This window comes from Rhodococcus sp. 05-2256-B1 (assembly GCF_002258465.1).
GTDB classification, from domain to species: domain Bacteria; phylum Actinomycetota; class Actinomycetes; order Mycobacteriales; family Mycobacteriaceae; genus Rhodococcoides; species Rhodococcoides fascians.
Genome location: NZ_NOZA01000038.1, coordinates 80,547 through 101,138 on the forward strand (window position 1 = coordinate 80,547; position 20,592 = coordinate 101,138).

Here is a 20,592-nt window from a genome sequence, read left to right on the forward strand (position 1 = left end):
CCCGATAGTCGAACGCCCGGGTAGAGCCAGTTACCTTCCCGTGGACACCTATTCGCTTCGCACGATCGAGGCAATCTCGTCACCGATGGCGGCCATGCCGGCTGCTGTCGGGTGCAGTGGCGCAGCGGGGTTCTCCGGGATGACGCCCTCGAAATACCGCTGATCGACTGCCGCACAGACATCGTGGCCGACGCTGAGTGCCTCGGTGTCGACGAACTCGGCCCCGTGCTCCTCGGCCTGTGTCTTCAGCGCCTGGTTCATGGCGGTGATGCTGCTCTGGATGTAGTCGGCGTCCTCGGGGAGAACCGGCTGAGTGGGGAAGCAGCCGCCGTCGGGGAGATACGTTCCGTATCCGACGACGAGGATCCGCGCGTCGGGCGCACGCTCGGCCACCGCGTCGAGCATCGCGCCCCAGCCCGGAGCCTTGTCCGCGATGGCGGCGGCGACGGTGTCGACGCCGCCGGCGGTGAGCCGGTCCTTGCAGACGTTGCCTGTCGAGGAATTCGCGAACGTCAGGCAGCCCACCGCGGTCGAGACGAGCCCTATGTCGTTGCCTCCGATCGTCACCGTCACCAGATCGGTCTCGGGCGTCACCGCGTCGAGTTGGACGGGCTGATCCCCGCTGGAGGTGCTCTGCGGCGTCGAGACGAGGTTCTCGGTCACGGCCCCGCCGCACGTGACGTCGACGAACGACGCGACCTCGAGCTGAGCCGCGACGACGTGCGGGTAGTTCGAGTCGGACTGCTCACAACCTGGTACGCCCACCTGCTCCGGGATACGTGGCCCCGACGCCGCCGAATCACCCAGCGCCACATAGTTCAGTGGGGCGGAAGCCGGGGCGTCCGGGACGTCGGCGTCGGGTGCACTGGGCGAAGAACACGCCGCCAGCAGACTCACGGCAACAGCAATCCCGACGTAGATCCCAGGGTTCCTCACAGGCTCGACGCTACCGCGGCCGGTAACCTCGACCGGGTTGTCCCACGAGTACGTCTACACATCGAAGGAAAGGAACATCGCATGATCACCAACTTCATCAACGCGATCCTGGCCGGCTTCGGCTCCATTTCTGCTGGTAGCAGCGGCTTCGAGCTGGCACCGGGAACGCTGCCCTTCGGACTGTAGGACCGGCAGTTCGCCATCCGTGCGGTGCCGACGGTTCGTCCGGCACCGCACGGGTACACCGCACACATGACTGATCCGAAGCACGACGAGAACTCTGCCCCCGACGCCGACAAGGACGTGCAGTCCGACCCGGCTGCGGACGCAGACACCAACGACTGGTCCAGCGAGGGCGGGGCCATCGAATCCGGCCCGGCCACCGACGACGAGCGAACCGACGGCAGCTAGCCGAACAAGCGGCGAGGCGCCGACCGCACCGTCCGGACGTCACCGTCGGCCACGATGTGCTCCACCGCTTCTCCGCGCGCTCGCATCGACGGGTCGGCGGTGAAGTCTACTCGGGCGTCGCCGAGCCAGTCGATGCCTACGACGATCCCCACGGTTCCCTTCGGAATGCCGCTTCGCCAACGCACGCGTCCCAGATTTCTGAGTGCGACGACCGTATCTCCGATTTCGAAATTCCCCATTGCGCCCCCAAAATTCTTCCTGCCGATCAGTAGACCGCACCCGAACGGCCTGTTCAAGCGGTAGATCCGCGCTTACTGCCACCGATGGCAACCGTCGGTTCGGCCGACGCGGGGACAAACAGGGCAGCTACCTCGTTTTGTCTGCGCGAGTCGGAGCAGCGGTATTTTCGCCTTCGACAAGTTGCTGTCCTGGCAATATTTCTTGCCAACCATGCAGTCCTGTCCGCACACTGCAGACATGACTTCAGACAACGCACACCCAGCCCCCGTCGAGAATGTCCCCGTCGACGCGATAATCGTCGGCGGCGGAGTCGCGGGGCTCAGCGCAGCCGTCGCTCTCGGACGCTCCCGCCGATCCGTGGCGATCGTCGACGCCGGCGATCCACGCAACGCTCCGGCCGCCCATTCCCACAACTACCTGACGCGCGACGGCGAATCTCCGCTCGAGCTCGTTCGTCTCGGCCGTATCGAGGCCGAGCACTACGGCGTCCGCATCGTCGACGGCAGCGCGACCTCGGCTGCGCGGACCGACTCCGGGTTCGAGGTGTCCCTCGCCGACGGGACCGTCGTTCGAGGCCGTCGCCTCCTGGTCACCACCGGTCTCACCGACATTCTTCCCAGCATCCCCGGGCTCGCCGAGCGCTGGGGCCGCGACGTACTGCACTGCCCGTACTGCCACGGATGGGAAGTCCGAGACCGGGCGATCGGCATCATCGGCAGCGTCATGTCCGGACATCAGGCCCAGATGTGGCGTCAACTGTCCGAGAATGTCACCGTATTCACCCACACCGCAACGGAATTGAGCCCCGAAGAGCTGACGCGGATGCGCGCCCGCGGGATCGTCGTGGTCGAAGAAGAGATCACGCGAGTCGACGTCGAGAACGACGCCATCGTCGGCGTCACGTTGGCGAACGGCGTCGCCGTCGCGCTCGACGCCGTGGTCGTCGGCCCCAACTTCACTTCCCGCGCGGACGTTCTCGAGTCATTGGGACTCGAGACAACCGAGATGGTGATGAACGGGCACGTCCTGGGCACCTACATCGAGGCCGACCCGGTCGGGGCGACGTCCGTGCCAGGAGTGTGGGTGGCCGGCAACGTAGCGGCACCCATGGACACCGTCGTCGCGGCATCTGCGGCAGGCGTGAAGGCCGGTGCCGCGATCAACGGTGATCTCATCGAGGAGGACGTTCGGTTCGCCGTCGAGCAGGCCGAAGCAATGGCCTCCTGACGGCGGTTCATCAGCTTCCCAGCGCGGTTGCCAGTCCGCTCTCGATGGCGTCTTTGCGGACCCCGAGCTCGGTCAGGGTGGCATCCTCGTTCTCGAGCAACGCCAACAGGATGTGCTCGGTGCCGATGTAGTTGTGTCCCAACCGAAGCGCCTCACGGAAGGTCAATTCCAGTGCCTTCTGGGCACCGGCGTCGAATGGAATCAGCGCCGGCAGGGGATCGGCCGGTGCGGGCAGCGTCGCCGTCACCGCGGCGCGGATCTGCTCGTCGGTGAGCCCCTGCGCACCCAGCAGCTTCGCGGCGAAGCCCTCGGGCTCGCCGAGCAGGCCGAGGATCAAGTGGCCCGTGGTGATGTGGTCGTTGCTCGTCGCCCGGGCTTCGTTCTGCGCCCCCACCACCACATTTCGTGCGCGCGGAGTGAAGCGAGAGAAGCCCTGGCTGGCGTCGAGCTCGGCAGGGTCGTCGCCGCCCTTGGCCACGAACCGCTTCTGTACCGCCTGCTTGCTGACGCCCATGGACGCGCCGATGGCAGTCCAGGACGCACCGGACCGACGCGCTCGATCCACGAAGTGGCCGATCAGATGGTCGGCGATGTCGCCGAGCGCATCGGCGGCGATCACCGCGTCGGAGAGTTGATCGAGTGCGTCGGTGTGCACCTTCTCGATGGCGGCGATCAGGTCGTCGAGTCGGACTGGATTGGTGATCTTCGTCGATTCTGTCATGCGTCAACTTTAGGTTGACGGTCGTCGATCGTCAACCCTTGGTTGACGCCTGTTCCCCGAGGGTCGGTGGAGTCGCGGTTTGTTCGAGGGCAAATAGTGACCCTGATCACCGTTTGTGCAGGCAAAGACGTATATTCACCGATGATGGCGTCAGTCGGGACGGTGCGAGTCCGCACGCGAGGGGAAGTGGGGTCCTTCGATGAATGCGAAGGCCGCTGCACCTTTCGCCGTGCCGTCGGTGCGGACCGCGTTCTTGGCTGCTGTGGCCGTCGTCGCGGTGACGGTGTTCGTCCAGGGCAGTGCCGACGTGCGTGCCGGCGTGCTGGCTGTCGTCGCCGTCGGATCGGTCGTGGCGATCAGTGCGGCAATTCGTCGCTACCGCCCGAGCGACGCCCGATGCTGGTGGGCTCTGTTCGGAGCCTCGGTGCTGTTCATGTTCGGAGTCTCGTTTCGCAGCGACCCGAACGCGCTGGATCGATCGTTCTCGCTGCTTCCGGATCTGTTCACTCTCACCGGGTACGCCCTGGTGGGATACGCCCTGTCTCGGTGGATCCGAGACCGCCGATCGATCGACGACATCACCCCACTCGTCGATGCAGGCCTGATCTTCCTCGGCACACTGTTCCTGTCGTGGTTGCTGCTGATCTCTCCGGCCCTCGACCTGCCGCGTTCGTCCGTGTCGACGGTGGTGAACGGGATTTATCCGGCGATCGACGCGGCGCTGATCACGTTGACGACATATCTGCTCTTCTCCTCGAAACCCCGCTCCGCCGCGCTGTTCTGGGCGCTGCTCGCCCTGGTGGCGACATTCGTCGGCGACGTGTCCTACGCCTTCGCGGCGACGACCGACGACGCTCCGTCCTCGGGGTTGCTCGACGGCATCTACCTGTTCGCGTACCTGTCGCTGGCGATGGCAGCGCTCGACCCGTCGATGCGCACGGTGTCGCACCGGCAGACCCCCGCACCCGCCCACAGCAGCCGTCGGGTGGTCTTCGTGGTGTTGTTGTTGGTGGTCTGTGCGACCGTGCCGCTGCTCGGTTCGGCGGTCTCCACCGGCGACCTGATCGTCCGCTCGCTGTTGCTCGCCTCGATCCTGGTCGGCGCTTTCCTCCGCGGCGAACGCGCCCTGGCCCGAGTGCAGACCGGCGAAGAGCATGCCCGCTACCTCGCGGCACACGACCTGCTCACCGGACTGCCGAACCGCACGACGCTCGACGCGGAGTACGCCCGACACGAACGCGCTCAGCGACCCGGACGCACCTGCACTCTGTTCGTCGACCTCGACAACTTCAAGATGGTCAACGATTCGTACGGCCACCGCGTCGGAGACGAGTTGATCGTCGCCGCGGCACGTCGCATCCGCGCGGCCGTCGGTGCCGCCGACACCGTCGTTCGTTATGCCGGCGACGAGTTCGTGGTGCTCACCCGCCGCGACCGTTCCGGTTCGGAACTGTTGGCGCGCCGCATCATCGAACGACTGAGTGAGCCGTTCCCGCTCAGTGCTGCCACCGCCTACGTCTCGGCCTCGGTGGGCATCGCCGACGCCGAACGACTGCACGACGCCATCCGCGAGGCCGACACCGCGATGTATCACGCGAAATCTCTCGGGGCGTCTCGCTACGCGTTCTTCGACGAGTCCTTGCGTGCGCGAGCAACATCGGCGATCGAGACCGCCACCGCACTTCGCGGCGCGATCCGGCGCGGAGAACTCGAGGTCTACTACCAACCGATCGTCGCGACGAAGTCCCGCAAGACCGTTGTCTACGAGGCGCTCGTGCGCTGGAACTGGCAGGGCCGAGTACGGACGCCGAACGAGTTCATCCCGATCGCCGAATCGACCAATCTCATCGAGGAGATCGGTGAGTGGGTACTGCGCACCGCGATCTCCGATCTGGTGACACTGCGCGCGAACGGGCAGGACGTCACCATGTCGGTCAACGTCTCGCCGATGCAGCTGCGCGACGACTCGCTGCCGGGCATCGTCCAACGGGTGCTCGATACCTTCGGCGTCGCCGGTGCGGACCTGGCGCTCGAGATCACCGAAAGTGTTCTGATCGACGACGTCGGCGCAGCGAAGACCGTGCTCGATCGGCTCGCCGCCATGGGCGTACTCATCGTGCTCGACGATTTCGGTGTCGGCTACTCCTCGCTGAACCGGTTGCGCAAGATGCCGATTGCGCTGCTCAAGATCGACAAGTCCTTCGTCCACGAGATCGGCGTCTCCGATTCCGACGTCCAGCTGATTCGCGCCATCACCGCCATGGCGTCCGCGCTTTCCGTGACGACCGTCGCCGAGGGGGTCGAGACCGAGGAACAGGCCGCGATCATCGAGCAACTCGACTGCCGTTTCGCGCAGGGCTATCTGTACGGCAGGCCCGCCCCCATCGCGCATTGGCTTCTCGAATCCGCGCAGCAACGGTGACCACGGTGTTAGCGTCGAGCGGTGTCTGCAACCGGAATGCGCCCTGTTCGCTACACCGCCCTCGCCTGTGCTCTCTTGCTGGTGCCGCTCGTCGCGTGCAGCAGTAGCGACGACGCCGGTACCGACACCGCCGCGGCGGACAGTTGCGTACTCGGTGCCAGTGGCGGCACCCCGGTAGGAAAGACCCCGAGCACCGGCTCGGGTGACATCTCCACCAATCCGGAAGTGGCGACCGGATATCGGTCGAACATGACTCCGGTGGAGACGCCGTCGTACTCGGTCTCCACCGCCAACCCGGTCTCCACGGAGGCCGCATGCGAGGTACTACGCGACGGCGGCACCGCGGCCGACGCCCTCATCGTGGCGCAGACCGTGCTCGGGCTCGTCGAACCCCAGTCGTCGGGAATCGGCGGCGGCGCTTTCCTGATGTACTACGACGCCGCGTCGGGCGAGGTGCAGAGCTACGACGGCCGCGAGACCGCGCCGATGAGTGCCACCGGCGACTACCTGCGGTACATCGACGACGTCAACCGCACTGTGCCGCAACCCGATGCGCGGTCCAGTGGCCGATCGATCGGCGTGCCGGGCGTTGTGCGCATGCTCGAGCAGGCGCACGAGGATCACGGTGACAAGCCGTGGGGGGATCTGTTCCGACCCGCGATCGAGCTCGCCGACAACGGAATCGAGATCAGCCCGCGCATGGCCTCGTCCATCGCGGACTCGGCACCGAAGCTCGCACTCGACCCGGCGTCCAAGGACTATTTCTTGCAGCCCGACGGAACCGGTAAGCCTGCCGGCACGGTGCTGAACAATCCGGCGATGTCGAAGACGTTGTCCACCATCGCAACCGACGGTGCCGATGCCTTCTACACCGGCGACATCGCCCAGGCGATCGTCGACGCGACAGCAGATACCACCGCCGGCCGTACCCCGGGGCAGATCACGGTGGACGACCTCGCCGGCTACGAGCCGAAGACCCGTACCGCAGTGTGCACGCCGTACCGCGATCACGACATCTGCGGAATGCCGGGGCCGTCCTCCGGCGGCATCGCGGTGGCGTCGACGATGGGCATTCTGTCGAACTTCGATCTGGCGCAGTACGCCCCGACGGATATGGATGCCAACGGCGGCAAGCCGACCGCCGAGGCCGTGCATCTGATCTCCGAGGCCGAGCGTCTGGCGTACGCCGATCGCGACAAGTACGTCGCCGATCCGGATTTCGTACCCCTACCCGGCGGCTCGCCCGACACCCTGCTCGACCCCGAGTACCTCAGCAGCAGAGCAGGACTGATCGACGAAGGCAAGTCGATGGGTACCGCGAAACCGGGCGACTTCGGACCGGTGCAGTTCGCCTCGTCCACCGATCCCGAGCACGGCACCAGCCACATCTCGATCGTCGACGGCGAGGGCAACGCGGCCTCGATGACGACAACTGTCGAGTCGGCCTTCGGCTCGTTCCACATGGTCGACGGCTTCCTGCTCAACAATCAGCTGACCGACTTCTCCGCCGCGCCGGTGGCCGAGGACGGAACTCCCATGGCCAACCGTGTCGAGCCCGGCAAGCGTCCGCGCAGTTCGATGGCCCCGACCCTGGTGTTCGACCGCGGCGACGACGGCACACGCGGAGATCTCGTTCTCGTCGCAGGCTCACCCGGCGGGTCTGTCATCATCCAGTTCGTCGTCAAAACACTGGTAGGACTGCTCGATTGGGGAATGGACCCGCAGCAGGCGGTGTCGATGGTCGACTTCGGGGCGGCCAACACCCCGTCCACCAACTACGGCGGCGAACATCCCAACGTGACCGGAGAGAACGATCCGGTCGTGGTGACGCTGCGCGAGAAGGGCCACCAGGTCTCGGTTGCCGACCAGTCGAGCGGGCTGAGCGCGCTGCAACGCACCGACGGTGGCTGGATCGGCGGAGCGGACCCACGCCGCGAAGGTGAGGTACTGGGTGGATAGGTGCGGGCGCGGGTAGCGCTCAGCTCACGAATCGATAGCCCATGCCGGTTTCGGTGATCAGATGTACCGGTGCCGCCGGGTCTCGTTCCAACTTCTGCCGTAGTTGGCCGAGATAGATTCGCAGATAATGCGTTTCGCGTTCATGCCCGGGCCCCCACACGGTACGCAGAATCTCCTTCTGCGACACCAGCTTTCCTTCGTTGCGGACGAGCAACTCCAGCACCCCCCACTCGGTGCGCGTCAGGTGCACGTTCTCGCCCTGCCGAACAACGGTTTTGGCAGCGAGGTCGACGGTGAAGTCCGCGGTCTCGACGACGGGGTCCGGCACCGATTGCGGACCGCGGCGCAGGGCCGCGCGGAGCCGCGCCAACAGCTCGTCCATGCCGAACGGCTTGGTCACGAAGTCGTCCGCTCCGGCATCGAGTGCCTCGACTGTGTCGGCCGAGTCGGTGCGCGCCGAGAGCACCAGAATCGGCACATCGGTCCATCCGCGCAGACCTGCTATGACGTCGATACCGTCGATGTCGGGCAGACCGAGGTCCAGAATCACGATGTCCGGGTGGAAGTTCGCGGCCACCCGCAGTGCTTCCCCACCCGTAGCCGCGCTGACGACCTCGAATCCGCGGACGTTCAGATTGATCCGCAGCGCCCGCACGATCTGTGGTTCGTCGTCGACGACGAGCGCCCGTACCTTCACCTGCTCGCCGCCTTCAACTCGACCGTCATCGTCAGCCCTCCGCCGACGGTGTCCGACGCCGTGACGGTACCGCCCATGGCCCGCACGAATCCTCGCACCACCGACAGGCCGAGTCCGACCCCCACCGAGTTGTCACGGTCGCCGAGGCGTTGGAACGCGTCGAACATGGTCGCTTCGGCCCCGACGGTGATGCCGGGGCCGTGGTCGACGACGGAGATGGCGGCCATGTCACCGTGCACTGCGGCGCGCACGGTGATCTCGCCGGTGGGGGCGTAGCGGGCACTGTTCGCCACCAGGTTCGCGAGCACTCGTTCGAGCAGACCCGGATCGGCGAGCACTTCGACGTCGCCCACCTCGACCCGCACGCGCTCGTCGGCCCCTACCAGCGCGCCTGCCAGCACGTCGTCGACGAAGACGGGACGCAGACTGGGTTGGACCACACCGGCTTGCAGCCGCGAGGAGTCGAGCAGATTGGTCACCAATGCCGTCAACTGGTCGGCCGACTCGTCGATGGTGGCGAGCAGTTCGTCGGTGTCCTCGGGCGAGAACTGAACGTCGGTGCTGCGCAGCGACGACGAGGCTGCCTTGACCGCCGACAGCGGCGTCCGCAGATCGTGGCTGACGGCCGAGAGCAATGCTCGACGCAACGCGTCGGCCTCGGCCAGTGCGTTGGCGCGGCTGGCTTCCTCGGCCAAACGGGCTTGGCGCACCATGCCCGCGGCTTGGTTGGCCACGGCTGCGAGGACGCGGCGATCGTGGGCGCGGGTGCGTTCGCCGACGAGCAGCAGCGTGAAATCGCCCGCGTCGATTTCGGTGTCGGCCCCGTTGCGATCGGTAGGCGGGTGTTCGCCCGAGCTGCCCACGATGGATCGGGACTGGTTGTCCCACAATGCGACGCCGGACTGGCGGTACGTCTCCCGTGCGCGCTCGAGCAGCGCACCCAGATCGGCACCGCGCAGGACGGACCCCGCGAACAGGGTCAACAGTTCGGCTTCCTGCGTCGCCCGGCGTGCCTGACGCGTCCGCCGAGCAGCCGCATCCACCAGGGCCGCGACCGCGACAGCGACCAGCAGCAGTACGACTGTCACGACGAAGTTGTCCGGCTCGGCGATCGTCAGGCTGTATCTGGGTGTGGTGAAGAAATAGTTCAGTAGAAATCCTGCGATCAGCGCCGAGAGTGCTGCCGGGGCAACACCTCCGAGCAGCGCCACACACAGCACCACCATGAAGAACAGGGCGCTCTCACCGCTGGAATCGAAATCGGGACCGACCGTGCTCAGCACTGCAGCGGCCAAGCAAGGCACGAGAACCGCGGCCAGCCAGGCGATCACCCGTCGACGCCCCGAATCGACCTGCAGACTCCGCCGACGGGCCTGCTCGGCGTGAGTGACCATGTGCACGTCGATCTTTCCCGAGTTCTGCACCACGGCCGCGCCGATACCCTCGTCGAGAATGCGGGCGGCGCGTGACCTTCTCGAGGTACCGATCACCAACTGCGTGGCGTTCACTCCGCGCGCGAAATCGAGCAGAGTGGTGGGCACGTCGTCCCCGACAACGCTGTGCACACTCGCACCGAGGCCGGCGGCGAGCTTGCGCACGGAACCCATCTGCGGTGCGGACACGCCCATGAGGCCGTCTCCGCGAACGATGTGCAGCACCATCAGTTCGGCACTGGACTTCGAGGCGATCCGACTCGCCCGCCGAAGCAGGGTTTCCGACTCGGGGCCGCCCGTCACCGCGACCACCACCCGCTCGCGCGCCTCCCAGGTGTCGGTGATGCGATTGTCCTTGCGGTACTTCACCAATGCGGCGTCGACCTGGTCGGCGATCCACAGCAGTGCTAGCTCACGCAGAGCCGTCAGGTTGCCGCCGCGGAAGTAGTTGCTCAGCGCGGCGTCTACTTTGTCGGCGGCGTAGACGTTGCCGTGCCGCAGCCTGCTCCGCAACGCCTCCGGTGTGATGTCGACCAGCTCGACCTCGTCCGCGGCCCGAACCACGCTGTCGGGAACCGTCTCTCGCTGCGGAACACCGGTGATCTGCTGCACCACGTCGTTCAGAGATTCGAGGTGCTGCACGTTGAGTGTGGAGATGACATCGATGCCCGCGTCGAGCAGCACTTCGACGTCCTGCCACCGCTTGTCGTGGACGCTGCCCGGAGTGTTGGTGTGCGCCAGCTCGTCGACGAGCACCACCTCGGGGCGGCGCGTCAGGACCGCGTCGAGATCGAGTTCCTGCGCCGAGGCTCCTCGGTAACGGACGGTGGCCATCGGCAGAACTTCGATGCCCTCGAGTGCCTCGATGGTTCGCGCCCGACCGTGCGTTTCCACAACGGCCGCGACCACGTCACGTCCGCGATCCTGCAGCCGACGAGCTTCGCCGAGCATGGCGAAGGTCTTGCCGACGCCGGGCGCGGCACCGAGATAGATCCGCAGCTCACCCCTGTCCGCCACAGCCTGTCTCCTCACCCGGCCGGTATGCGTCCCGCAGTGCCAGGTTCAACTCCGGGACATTCACCGCTTCGGCACCGAGTACACCGTACTGCGGGCCGCGGGTGTACTCGTCGACCAGAGCCTCCACCTCGCTCACCGGCGCTCCGTTGACCTGGGCCACCCGGGCGACCTGGAGGGCCGCGTAGGCGGGACTGATATCGGGATCGACACCGGATCCGGAGCCGGTGACGGCGTCGGCCGGAATGGTGGACGGGTCGACGTTCTCCCGGGCTGCGATGGCGGCTCGGCGCTGTTCGACGAACGACGCGAGTACCTCGCTCGACGGGCCCTGATTGGTCGGCAGCGCCGCGGCCGGATCACCGGGCGCGAACGCGTCGTCGTCCGATACCGAGCCCGTGACGCGGGTGTGGAAGAACGGATCCGGCTCTCCCGGATCCACCTGCGGATCGACGCCGATCAGCGAGCTGCCGACGACGCACCCCTGTGCGTCACGCAGCGGCGACCCCTCGGCGGAGTCGGTGCCGATGCGGCCGATGCCCCAGACCACAGCCGGGTACGCGATGCCGAGGATCACGGTGAGCGCCAGCAGCACTGCGAAGCCGGCGACGACCTGACGGAGAAATCCCTGTACGAAACGCATGGTCAGCCAATCCCTGGAATGAGTCGAACGAGCAGGTCGATGAGCCAGATACCGACGAACGGACTGATGACGCCGCCGACGCCGTAGACCAGTAGGTTCCGCCGCAGCAACGCAGCCGCGGATGCCGGGGTGTATCGAACACCTTTGAGTGCCAACGGAATCAGCGCCACGATGACGAGCGCGTTGAAGATCACCGCGGACAGGATCGCCGATTCCGGGGTCGCCAGGTGCATGATGTTGAGCCCGCCCAGCTGGGGATAGACGGTGGAGAACATCGCCGGCAGAATCGCGAAGTACTTCGCCAGGTCGTTGGCCAACGAGAACGTCGTCAGAGCTCCGCGCGTGATGAGCAACTGCTTGCCGATCTCGACGATCTCGATGAGTTTGGTCGGATCGGAATCGAGGTCCACCATGTTGCCGGCTTCCTTGGCGGCCGAGGTGCCGGTGTTCATCGCGACGCCGACGTCGGCCTGGGCGAGAGCCGGGGCGTCGTTGGTACCGTCGCCGGTCATCGCAACGAGCCTGCCGCCTTCCTGCTCCTGCCGGATGAGCGTGAGCTTGTCCTCGGGAGTGGCCTCGGCCAGGTAGTCGTCGACGCCTGCCTCGGCAGCAATGGCTTTGGCGGTCAGCGGATTGTCGCCGGTGACCATCACCGTTCGGATGCCCATGGCCCGCAGCTGAGCGAACCGTTCGGCAATGCCGGGTTTGACGACGTCCGAGAGTTCGACGACGCCGAGAGCGCGAGCGGGAGAACCGGTTTCGCGTACCGCGACCACCAGCGGCGTGCCGCCGTTCTGGGCGATGTCGTGCACGGTGCCGTCCAGATCGGCCGTCCCGCCGCCGTCGCGAATCCAACTGTAGACCGAATCCGCTGCACCCTTGCGGATCTCCATGCCCGGTAGATCCAACCCGCTCATCCGAGTTTGCGCCGTGAACGCCACGAACTCGCCGCGCTCGGATTCGCCTTCTGCCGTGACGGATTCGAAGTCTCGCTCGACCAGTTCGACGATGCTGCGCCCCTCGGGGGTGCCGTCGGCCAGCGACGACAGCCGAGCTGCGCGAGCCAATTCGGCGGCGTCGATGCCCGTCGCCGGATGCAGACCGGTGGCGCGGCGGTTACCGAAGGTGATGGTGCCGGTCTTGTCCATCAGCAGCGTGTCGATGTCGCCTGCCGCCTCCACTGCCCGGCCGGACATTGCCAGTACGTTGCGCTGCACCAACCGGTCCATGCCCGCGATACCGATGGCCGAGAGCAGTGCCCCGATGGTCGTGGGGATCAGGCAGACGAGCAGGGCAATCAGCTGGATTGGATCCTGTTGCTGTCCCGCGTAATTCGACATCGGACCGATGGCGACGACAGCGAAGAGAAACACGATGGTCAGCGACGCGAGCAGGATGTTCAGGGCGATCTCGTTCGGCGTCTTCTGCCGCGCCGCGCCCTCGACGAGGGCGATCATCCGATCCACGAACGTCTCGCCCTGCGCTGCAGTGATTTTCACGACGATCTCATCGGAGAGCACGATGGTGCCGCCGGTGACGGCCGACCGATCGCCGCCGGATTCACGGACCACGGGAGCCGACTCACCGGTGATGGCGGATTCGTCGACGGTTGCAATGCCCTCGATGACATCGCCGTCGCCGGGAATGACCTCACCGGCCGAGACGACGACCTCGTCGCCGACCTTCAATTCGGCACCGGCCACCTCGGTGATCACGAACTCGGCACCCGACGCCGTGCGTCGTCGAGCAGTGGTGTCTTGCTTCACCTTTCGCAGGCTGGCGGCCTGCGCCTTGCCGCGACCTTCGGCGACGGATTCGGCGAGGTTCGCGAACAGCACCGTGAACCACAGCCAGCCGGTGACGAACCAGGCGAACACCGACGGCTGAGCAATCGACAGGATCGTCGTGACGATCGAGCCGAGGAAGACGACGAACATGACCGGGTTGCGGGCCAGGTGACGCGGATCGAGTTTGCGGAACGCGCCGGGTAGAGCGGTGTTCAGTGACAGGTTCATTGCATGGCCTCTGCTATGGGTCCGAGAGCAAGTGCGGGGAAGAAGGTGAGGGCCGCGACCAGGATCGAGGTACCGATCAGCAGCGTGCCGAACAACGGTCCATCGGTGGGCAGGGTGCCGGCGTTGGGCGCGCTGCGTTTGGTCGTCGCAAGCGAACCGGCCAGGGCCAATACGAAGACGATCGGCAGAAACCGGCCGAGCAGCATCGCGATACCGAGGGAGATCTGGAACCAGTCGCTCGTCACCGTCAAGCCGCCGAAAGCACTGCCGTTGTTGTTCGCAGCGGAGGCGTAGGCGTAGAGCACCTCGGTGAATCCGTGGATGCCGGGGTTGCCCTGATAGCTCGTCGTCGATTCGAGTATCACCGTGATCGACGTTCCGACGAGCACGAGGATCGGCATCACGAGAACCGAGAGCGCGGCCATCGTGATGGCCCGTCGACCCAGCTTCTTACCGAGGAATTCCGGGGTCCGGCCGACGAGCAGGCCACCGACGAAGACCGCGATGACCGCAAGCACCAGCAATCCGTAGAGACCGGTGCCGACGCCACCCGGCGCGATCTCGCCGAACAGCATGTTCAGCAACACCGCTCCGCCGCCCAGCGCAGACATACTGTCGTGGGCCGAATTGACTGCGCCGGTCGATGTTCCGGTCGTCGACACCGCGAACAGCGCAGACGCCGGGATGCCGAAGCGAACTTCCTTGCCTTCCATCATCGCGCCCGCGGCCGTTGCTGCCACTCCACGGGTACCGGATTCGGCGAACAACGTCACCGCCAACAACGTCGCCCACAGCGTCGCCATCACCGCCAGCAGCGTCAGACCCTGCTTGCGGTTGCCGATCATCGTGCCGAACGTACGAGTGAGGGCCACCGGGATCAGCAGCAACGAGATGATCTGCACGATGTTGGTCAGTGGTGTCGGGTTCTCGAACGGGTGCGCCGAGTTGGCCGCCAGAATGCCACCACCGTTGGTGCCGATCTCCTTGATCGCCTCCTGCGAGGCAACGGGCGCAAGCGCATTGGTGACCGTCTGCCCATCGAGACCGGTGGAGGTGAAGCCGGACGAGAACGACATCACGGTGCCCTGAGTCAGCATGATCACCGCGACGAGCACGGAGAGCGGCAGCAGAATACGGAGCGTCCCGCGCGTGAGGTCGACCCAGAAATTGCCGAGCTCACCGCCCGTCGACACCCGAACGAAGCCGCGCACGACGGCGATCGCCACCGCGAGACCGACTGCAGCAGAGACGAAGTTCTGCACCGCCAGCCCCAGCGGCTGCGTCAGATTCGACAGCGTGGTCTCGGGAACGTACGACTGCCAGTTGGTGTTGGTGACGAACGACGCCGCAGTGTTGAACGCCATCGCCGGACTCACCCCCGACAGGCCACCGTTCAGCGGGAGCACACCTTGAATTCGCTGCAGTACGAACAGGAATACGACCCCGGCGAACGAGAACCCGAGCAGGCTGGTGGAATAGCCGACCCAGGTCTGTTCCGACGACGAGTTCACCCGGGCCACCCGATAGAGCAGACTCTCGACCCGAGTGTCGTGGGTCGAACCGAACACCCGGGCCATGTAGTCACCGAGCGGCACGTACGCCGCCGCCAACACGACGATGACCACAGCGATCTGAAGACCGGCAAGCAGAGCAGGATTCATGGCGGCGTCAGAACCTCTCGGGATCGAGAAGAGCGACGAACAGGTAGACCGCGACGAACGCGGCCACCGTGAGACAGAGCAATTCGGTCATTGCTCGATCTTGGATCCCACCAGCGAACGAAAACGCGTTCCTTACGCTTTCCTACGCTCACGACCTGCGGTCATGACGGAGTTTTTACGCTAGCGCTCCTCGGCCGATCGCGATCCGCTAGCGCTCCTCGGCCGATCGCGATCCGCTAGCGCTCCTCGATGTCGTCGACGCGGATTTCGACCGCATCCCTGCCGAGGGTGACGCCGAGCAGGTCCGTAACCACGTCGATGGCGATCGATGCCAGTTCTTCGCCTGCCGCCTGCAGATCGTCGCCGTACACGCCGATCACCGCGACGAACAGACCTGTGCAGGCGTGATCCTCGAGATCGAGGTCGATCTCGGTGGGCTGTGCACCGTGTACGCCCGCGAGAGCACGGCGCAACGTCGTCTTGACGATGTGATCGCTGATCCGCAGTGAGTCCCGTGGATCGGCCGCTGAACCCGCCGGGAAGGCGCTGTCGATCGGCCAGGTGCGACGCGTCGTATTGCGCACTTTCGCGAGGATGGACGAGCTGATGTCCACCCAGTTCGGTTCCTGCGGTGCCTCCCGAAGCTCGGTGGCAGCACGCGCGAGAACCGCATTCGGTTCTACCGGGTTCGCCATGTCGCCAACCTTTCGCTCAATGTTGCTCGTGCTCTGGTCAATTGACCTCGTACTGCTCCTGCGGACAACGTCATGATCGCGCCGATCTCCGGATGGGTCAGGCCCTCGACCTCCCGAAGCAACCAGCAGGCCCGTTGCCGATAGGGCAACTCCGCCAGTGCCACACCCAATTCGGCCATGAAGCTGTCTGCTTCGACGTCCGCCTCGGGATCACTGCCCGCGCCCGTGCTCTTGCGCTCGAATACCCAGTCTTCGGCAGGAGGAACGCTGCGACGCCGGCGATGATCTATCACTTTGTGCGAGACCAACGAGAACAGCCAGGTGCGCAGAGCCGAATCGCCCCGGAAGTTGTCGAGTCCCTTCCACGCTGCGACGAACGCGTCCTGCACCACCTCCTCTGCTGCACCCTGATCGGACAGCATGTTTCGGGCGTACCGAAACATCTCCGGTCCGTATCGGCCCACGATCTCCTCGAACGCATCCGTCTCGCCGAGCGCGGCTGCGCCGACGAGTACGCGGTCCGACGCATCTCTCCACTCCATCGGGCCCCCAGACGTAATCTATGACGTAGGTCACTTTATTTGTACGTGCGTTTCGGTGATCGAGCTACGACCAACTCCTGACACACACTGTGCACCACTACTCAGCGAAGAGAGGCAGTCATGAGCTCCACGACGGACACCAAGGCAACCGTATCCGCAGCAGGCGAAGGCAAGACCGACATCACCACGAAGTCGGATTCCGTGCTCGTCAGCTCGCAGGGCCGCACCACCATTGCCGATACCGTCGTCTCGAAGATCGCCGGCATCGCCACCCGTGAGGTCCAGGGCGTACATGCCGTCGGCGGCGGAGCGAGCCGCGCGATCGGTGCCCTGCGCGAGCGTATCCCCGGTGCCCGCGTCAACCAGTCGCAGGGCGTCTCGGTCGAGGTCGGCGAGCGTCAGGCAGCGGTCGACATCGACATCGTCGCCGATTACGGCGTCTCGATCGCAGACCTCGCAGCAGGCATTCGTCGCAACGTCATCAACGCCGTCGAGCGCATGACGGGCCTCGAGGTCACCGAGGTCAACATCGTCGTTCACGACATCTACCTGGACGACGGCTCGGACGAAGAGGAGACCACCGAGACCGCCTCCACCCGAGTGCAGTGACCGACCCGAACCCGACGGACCGTGACAAGTCCGAGGACATCGCCGACGCCGTACAGGCGATCGACGGTGTCGTCGGGCTGCACGGCGGCATGTTCGGCGAGGCTGCGACCTATCTACCCGGACGCCGCGTCGCTGGCATCCGGATCGCAGACGACGGCACCGAGGTACACGTCACTCTCCAGTTCGGCTACGCCGTACGGGAGACCGCCGAGGCAGTGCGCAGCACCGTCGCGGCAATGGTCGACGGGCCCGTGCACGTCACAGTCGAGGATGTCGTGCGGGTCTGAATTGTGCGAGTCTGACCAGGTGAACGAGCATTCAGCGCGCGACCGGGCCGCCGCGTACAAGGCGGCCCGGCGCGCTGTGGCCCGAGAACACCACCCCGACATCGGTGGTGATCCCGCCCGGTACATGGCAGAGCTCGCCGAAGTCGACCGCCGGTTCGCCGTACTTCCGTCGACTCCGATCAACACTGCCAGCGCACCGACAGCGTTCCGCTCGTCCTCGGTACCGACGCCACTGCGCACACTGCCGAAACGCATCGCCCGGCTCCGCAAACGCGTCACTCGACGCAACTACTTCGACATCTGAACCCTCGACATCCGACACCTCGGATTCCGAACACTCTGACTGGAGATCAAGACCATGACCACTGCAACCATCGGTTTGTTCGTGGGACTTCTGCTGGCCATCGCCGCAGCAGCCGGCGGCTTCACCGGCTTCCTCATCGCCATCGTCCTCGGCGGACTCGGTTTCTTCGTCGGCCGCTACATCGACGGTGAACTGGATCTGAACTCGATCATGCGTGGTCGCGGTCGTGACTGACACAGCAGCAGCCCCCACGACCCCCGGGACACCGGCAGCAACCTCGGGGTCACTCGCGGACCCCGGCGATCGCGGTTCCCTGGAGATCAAGCACAAGGCAGTCGAACGCCTGGCCGTTCTGGCGGCCCGCGGCACCGACTCCGTCACCGACCGCCAGCCCGGACTGCACCTCCTCGGTGGGCGTGATCTGCCGAAGGCCGATGTGACGATCACCGGCGAGCGCGTGCGAGCGAAGGTCTCAGTCGGAGTCACCTGGCCCTCACCGTTGGCGAAAGTGGCTGCGAACGTTCGCGCCGCCGTGGCCAGAGACCTGTCCGAACTCGGTATCTACACCGTCGACCGAGTCGACGTGACCGTCGAATGCATACCGGCCGAGCCCACCAGCGAAGAAGGGAGAGTGCAGTGACAGAGCAAGCAAGCAAGAAGCCGGTGGCCAACCCCACCGCAGCTGTTCCGGCCGTCCTGTTCGCTCTCGTTCTCATCGCCGCCGGAGTCGTACTCGGCCGCGAGGCGCTGCTGAAGCTGGGCGCTCTCGACGGCTCCGAGTGGGTCGGCCCGGCCGCATCGAACCTCGACGGGCTCACCGCTCAGCAGTGGATGCTGCCCGCAGGTATCGCCGCCGTCGTCATCGGATTCGTTCTCGTGTTCGTGGCAATTCGCCCACGTCGTCGCACCCACCGTGCTCTCACCGAGCAGGGCGTCTGGCTTCGTAAGGGCGACGTCGCTGCCGTCGCGCGATCTGCCGCCCTGGACAGTGTCGGCGTCGACACCGCGTCCGCCAAGGCGGGCAACAAGAAGGTCACCGTCGCCGTATCCACCGTGGCCGGTACCGACACCTCGGCTCTCAAATCCGCGGTCGTGACGTCCGTGGACGACGCCCTCCGCCCACTCGCGTCGGCACCCAAGGTGCGCACCCGAGTGCGCACGACAGGACAGGCCTCATGAAAGGACAGCAGCTGTGAAACGTGCAACCGCATCGCTCGACCGCACCGGCACAGCCGTCGTCGGGCTGGCTCTGATCGCTCTCGGTGGCGGAGCCATCGCGTGGGAACGCGGCGAGCTTCCCGGCCGCGAGCGGCTGGACGCCGCGTTCGTCGACACCGCCGTCGACGCCGGTTGGTGGCCCTGGGCTCTCGGCGTAGCCGCTGTCGTGCTGATCCTGCTGGGTCTGTGGTGGTTGCTCGCGCACCTGCCGCGCCGATCGGTCGGGACCGTGGCCTTCGGATCCACGTCGGCCGACGTCACGAACGTGGACGGAGAGCAGGTCGACGGCAGGCTCAGCGTCGACCTCGGCACCGCCGCCCGTAGTGCAGCCAAGTCGCTGGCAGGTCACGATGGAATCGTCTCGGCCTCCGGTCGCTCTGTCTCGGACAGGGGGCAGCGCGTGGTCGAGATCGTCGCGACGCTCGACCCAGCCGTAACGTCCCTCGAGCAGGTCTCCGACGCCGCAGCACGGACCCGTGACGACATCGTGACCTCACTCGACGGAACTCCAGCCAAGGTGCGAATTCTGTTGCAGTGCGGCAAGTCTCGCAAGCAGTCGGCGCGCGTCAGCTGACTCCGGAGAACTCGATCTCCCCGATCAGACCGTGGTGGTCCGATCCCGGGAGGTCGATTCTTTCCAGTGATCGGGCGTGCCCGGAATTGGTGAGAATATGGTCGATGCCGACGACGGCCGGAGTGCCCTTGTCCGTGGGATAGGTCGGTATCAGCCCCATCCCCAATTGTGCTGCAGCGTCGGAATATCCGGCATCGAGTAGGTTCCTGAACTTCTTGTGCGAATACGTGGTGTTGAAATCACCGCTGACAATGACGGGACCGCTCGCAGACACCGCCTCGAGATCGCTACGGAGCGTGTCCAATTCGGCAGTCCAGATATCGGCCGGGGTGACGTATGCGGGGCCGGGATGGACGGCCAGCAGCGTCACTGGCTCCGATCCGGGAACGTCGACGGAGGTGGCCAGGTTCACCGGCCCGAAGCCATCCAGTTCGCGGTTGTCGGACAGCGGTGTGCGACTGTAGATTCCGGCACCTCCACCACCCGTCGGCAACGCTCGCAGGTAGCTGTACGGAAAGAGTTGCTCCATGCCGGCATCCCGCAGCCCGAGCACCGACGCATCGGTCAGCTCTTGGATCGTCACGACGTCGACGGCATTGTCGCGTGCCGATCCGACGACGACCGACGGATCGGCGCTGCCCACCATCAGGTTGGCCTGCATCACCCGCAGCCGGACGGCATTGCCGCTCGCGTCGTCCTGGGATGCCGCGTCGGCCACGTACAGAGGTGCGTACGCCACAGCGGCTGCTGCCAACACGACCGCCGACACCGCCGCCAGAATCCATTGCCTACCGATCAGCGCGACGACGGCACCGACCACGACAGCGACGAGCATCAGGGGAACGAACGATGCCAGCGCGATCAGAACGTTGATGCGGGTGTCGGTGTAGTACGCCCCCATCGCGACGAGTCCGGTGACGATGCCCAGCGTCGCGATCGTTCCGGTGAGAATCCGTACCCAGGTTCGCTGCATCGCACCGAGAG

Annotated in this window: 23 protein-coding genes; 11 read left to right on the forward strand and 12 right to left on the reverse strand. The window is 65.8% G+C overall.

What is annotated here, in order from left to right; genetic code table 11:
• Window positions 1–48 precede the first annotated feature (48 nt).
• Window positions 49–936 (reverse strand): SGNH/GDSL hydrolase family protein, encoded by an 888-nt coding sequence (locus CH285_RS24700; RefSeq protein WP_176458588.1) that lies wholly within the window; start codon window positions 934–936, stop codon window positions 49–51.
• A 252-nt stretch (window positions 937–1,188) separates the two neighbouring features.
• Between CH285_RS24700 and CH285_RS28090 the strand changes: the two genes are divergently transcribed.
• Window positions 1,189–1,347, forward strand: coding sequence for a hypothetical protein (locus CH285_RS28090; protein ID WP_176458587.1), 159 nt, complete (start codon window positions 1,189–1,191; stop codon window positions 1,345–1,347).
• On the opposite strand, the gene CH285_RS24710 is transcribed toward CH285_RS28090, so the two are convergent.
• Window positions 1,344–1,586 carry a hypothetical protein gene (locus tag CH285_RS24710; protein WP_027495139.1) on the reverse strand — a complete coding sequence of 81 codons (243 nt, stop codon included), beginning with the start codon at window positions 1,584–1,586 and terminating at the stop codon, window positions 1,344–1,346. The genes CH285_RS28090 and CH285_RS24710 overlap by 4 nt on opposite strands.
• A 238-nt stretch (window positions 1,587–1,824) precedes the next feature.
• Here CH285_RS24710 and CH285_RS24715 point away from each other — a divergent pair, with 238 nt between their 5' ends.
• Window positions 1,825–2,814, forward strand: a complete 990-nt coding sequence (locus CH285_RS24715; RefSeq protein ID WP_094644127.1) for an NAD(P)/FAD-dependent oxidoreductase — start codon at window positions 1,825–1,827, stop codon at window positions 2,812–2,814.
• 10 nt (window positions 2,815–2,824) lie between these two features.
• Here the strand turns inward: CH285_RS24715 and CH285_RS24720 are convergent, their stop codons facing one another.
• The gene (locus CH285_RS24720; protein ID WP_027495137.1) at window positions 2,825–3,535 is read right to left on the reverse strand and encodes a Clp protease N-terminal domain-containing protein; all 711 of its coding nucleotides are present in this window, start codon (window positions 3,533–3,535) and stop codon (window positions 2,825–2,827) included.
• Between the two features lie 199 nt (window positions 3,536–3,734).
• Between CH285_RS24720 and CH285_RS24725 the strand changes: the two genes are divergently transcribed.
• Entirely contained in the window at window positions 3,735–5,957 is a 2,223-nt protein-coding gene (locus tag CH285_RS24725) for a putative bifunctional diguanylate cyclase/phosphodiesterase (protein ID WP_032392570.1), read from the forward strand.
• A 36-nt stretch (window positions 5,958–5,993) separates the two neighbouring features.
• A complete protein-coding gene (gene ggt, locus CH285_RS24730; RefSeq protein WP_032392571.1) occupies window positions 5,994–7,916 on the forward strand; it encodes a gamma-glutamyltransferase in 1,923 nt (640 codons plus the stop codon).
• A gap of 19 nt (window positions 7,917–7,935) precedes the next feature.
• On the opposite strand, the gene CH285_RS24735 is transcribed toward ggt, so the two are convergent.
• From CH285_RS24735 to CH285_RS24770, 8 genes are all read right to left on the reverse strand, one after another.
• Entirely contained in the window at window positions 7,936–8,613 is a 678-nt protein-coding gene (locus CH285_RS24735; RefSeq protein ID WP_032392572.1) for a response regulator, read from the reverse strand.
• Entirely contained in the window at window positions 8,610–11,063 is a 2,454-nt protein-coding gene (locus CH285_RS24740; protein WP_052053615.1) for a sensor histidine kinase, read from the reverse strand. The genes CH285_RS24735 and CH285_RS24740 overlap by 4 nt, the downstream gene beginning before the upstream one ends.
• Window positions 11,047–11,703, reverse strand: coding sequence for a potassium-transporting ATPase subunit C (locus CH285_RS24745; protein ID WP_032392574.1), 657 nt, complete (start codon window positions 11,701–11,703; stop codon window positions 11,047–11,049). The genes CH285_RS24740 and CH285_RS24745 overlap by 17 nt, the downstream gene beginning before the upstream one ends.
• Window positions 11,704–11,705: 2 nt before the next feature.
• Window positions 11,706–13,718, reverse strand: a complete 2,013-nt coding sequence (gene kdpB, locus CH285_RS24750) for a potassium-transporting ATPase subunit KdpB (protein WP_032392575.1) — start codon at window positions 13,716–13,718, stop codon at window positions 11,706–11,708.
• Window positions 13,715–15,379, reverse strand: a complete 1,665-nt coding sequence (gene kdpA, locus CH285_RS24755; RefSeq protein WP_094644090.1) for a potassium-transporting ATPase subunit KdpA — start codon at window positions 15,377–15,379, stop codon at window positions 13,715–13,717. Before kdpA ends, kdpB begins: the two co-directional genes overlap by 4 nt.
• Window positions 15,380–15,386: 7 nt before the next feature.
• Complete coding sequence (locus CH285_RS28745) at window positions 15,387–15,470, reverse strand: potassium-transporting ATPase subunit F (RefSeq protein ID WP_072691966.1); 84 nt, start codon at window positions 15,468–15,470, stop codon at window positions 15,387–15,389.
• A gap of 145 nt (window positions 15,471–15,615) precedes the next feature.
• Window positions 15,616–16,074, reverse strand: coding sequence for a hypothetical protein (locus CH285_RS24765; protein WP_094644091.1), 459 nt, complete (start codon window positions 16,072–16,074; stop codon window positions 15,616–15,618).
• Complete coding sequence (locus CH285_RS24770; RefSeq protein ID WP_048318882.1) at window positions 16,059–16,616, reverse strand: RNA polymerase sigma factor; 558 nt, start codon at window positions 16,614–16,616, stop codon at window positions 16,059–16,061. Before CH285_RS24770 ends, CH285_RS24765 begins: the two co-directional genes overlap by 16 nt.
• 120 nt (window positions 16,617–16,736) lie before the next feature.
• Here CH285_RS24770 and CH285_RS24775 point away from each other — a divergent pair, with 120 nt between their 5' ends.
• The 7 genes from CH285_RS24775 to CH285_RS24805 are packed head-to-tail and all read left to right on the forward strand — an operon-like array spanning window position 16,737 to window position 19,608.
• Window positions 16,737–17,225 (forward strand): Asp23/Gls24 family envelope stress response protein, encoded by a 489-nt coding sequence (locus CH285_RS24775; protein WP_027495128.1) that lies wholly within the window; start codon window positions 16,737–16,739, stop codon window positions 17,223–17,225.
• A complete protein-coding gene (locus CH285_RS24780; protein ID WP_027495127.1) occupies window positions 17,222–17,512 on the forward strand; it encodes an Asp23/Gls24 family envelope stress response protein in 291 nt (96 codons plus the stop codon). The genes CH285_RS24775 and CH285_RS24780 overlap by 4 nt, the downstream gene beginning before the upstream one ends.
• Window positions 17,513–17,531: 19 nt before the next feature.
• Window positions 17,532–17,816, forward strand: a complete 285-nt coding sequence (locus CH285_RS24785) for a hypothetical protein (RefSeq protein WP_162182897.1) — start codon at window positions 17,532–17,534, stop codon at window positions 17,814–17,816.
• Between the two features lie 54 nt (window positions 17,817–17,870).
• Window positions 17,871–18,050, forward strand: a complete 180-nt coding sequence (locus CH285_RS24790; protein ID WP_027495126.1) for a hypothetical protein — start codon at window positions 17,871–17,873, stop codon at window positions 18,048–18,050.
• Window positions 18,043–18,456 carry an Asp23/Gls24 family envelope stress response protein gene (locus CH285_RS24795; protein WP_032367998.1) on the forward strand — a complete coding sequence of 138 codons (414 nt, stop codon included), beginning with the start codon at window positions 18,043–18,045 and terminating at the stop codon, window positions 18,454–18,456. The genes CH285_RS24790 and CH285_RS24795 overlap by 8 nt, the downstream gene beginning before the upstream one ends.
• Window positions 18,453–18,995: a DUF6286 domain-containing protein gene (locus CH285_RS24800; protein ID WP_052053617.1), complete on the forward strand. Its 543-nt coding sequence runs from the start codon at window positions 18,453–18,455 to the stop codon at window positions 18,993–18,995. Before CH285_RS24795 ends, CH285_RS24800 begins: the two co-directional genes overlap by 4 nt.
• A gap of 13 nt (window positions 18,996–19,008) precedes the next feature.
• Window positions 19,009–19,608, forward strand: coding sequence for a hypothetical protein (locus tag CH285_RS24805; RefSeq protein ID WP_052061626.1), 600 nt, complete (start codon window positions 19,009–19,011; stop codon window positions 19,606–19,608).
• Here CH285_RS24805 and CH285_RS24810 read toward each other — a convergent pair.
• Complete coding sequence (locus CH285_RS24810; RefSeq protein ID WP_094644092.1) at window positions 19,601–20,581, reverse strand: endonuclease/exonuclease/phosphatase family protein; 981 nt, start codon at window positions 20,579–20,581, stop codon at window positions 19,601–19,603. The genes CH285_RS24805 and CH285_RS24810 overlap by 8 nt on opposite strands.
• Window positions 20,582–20,592: the final 11 nt, after the last annotated feature.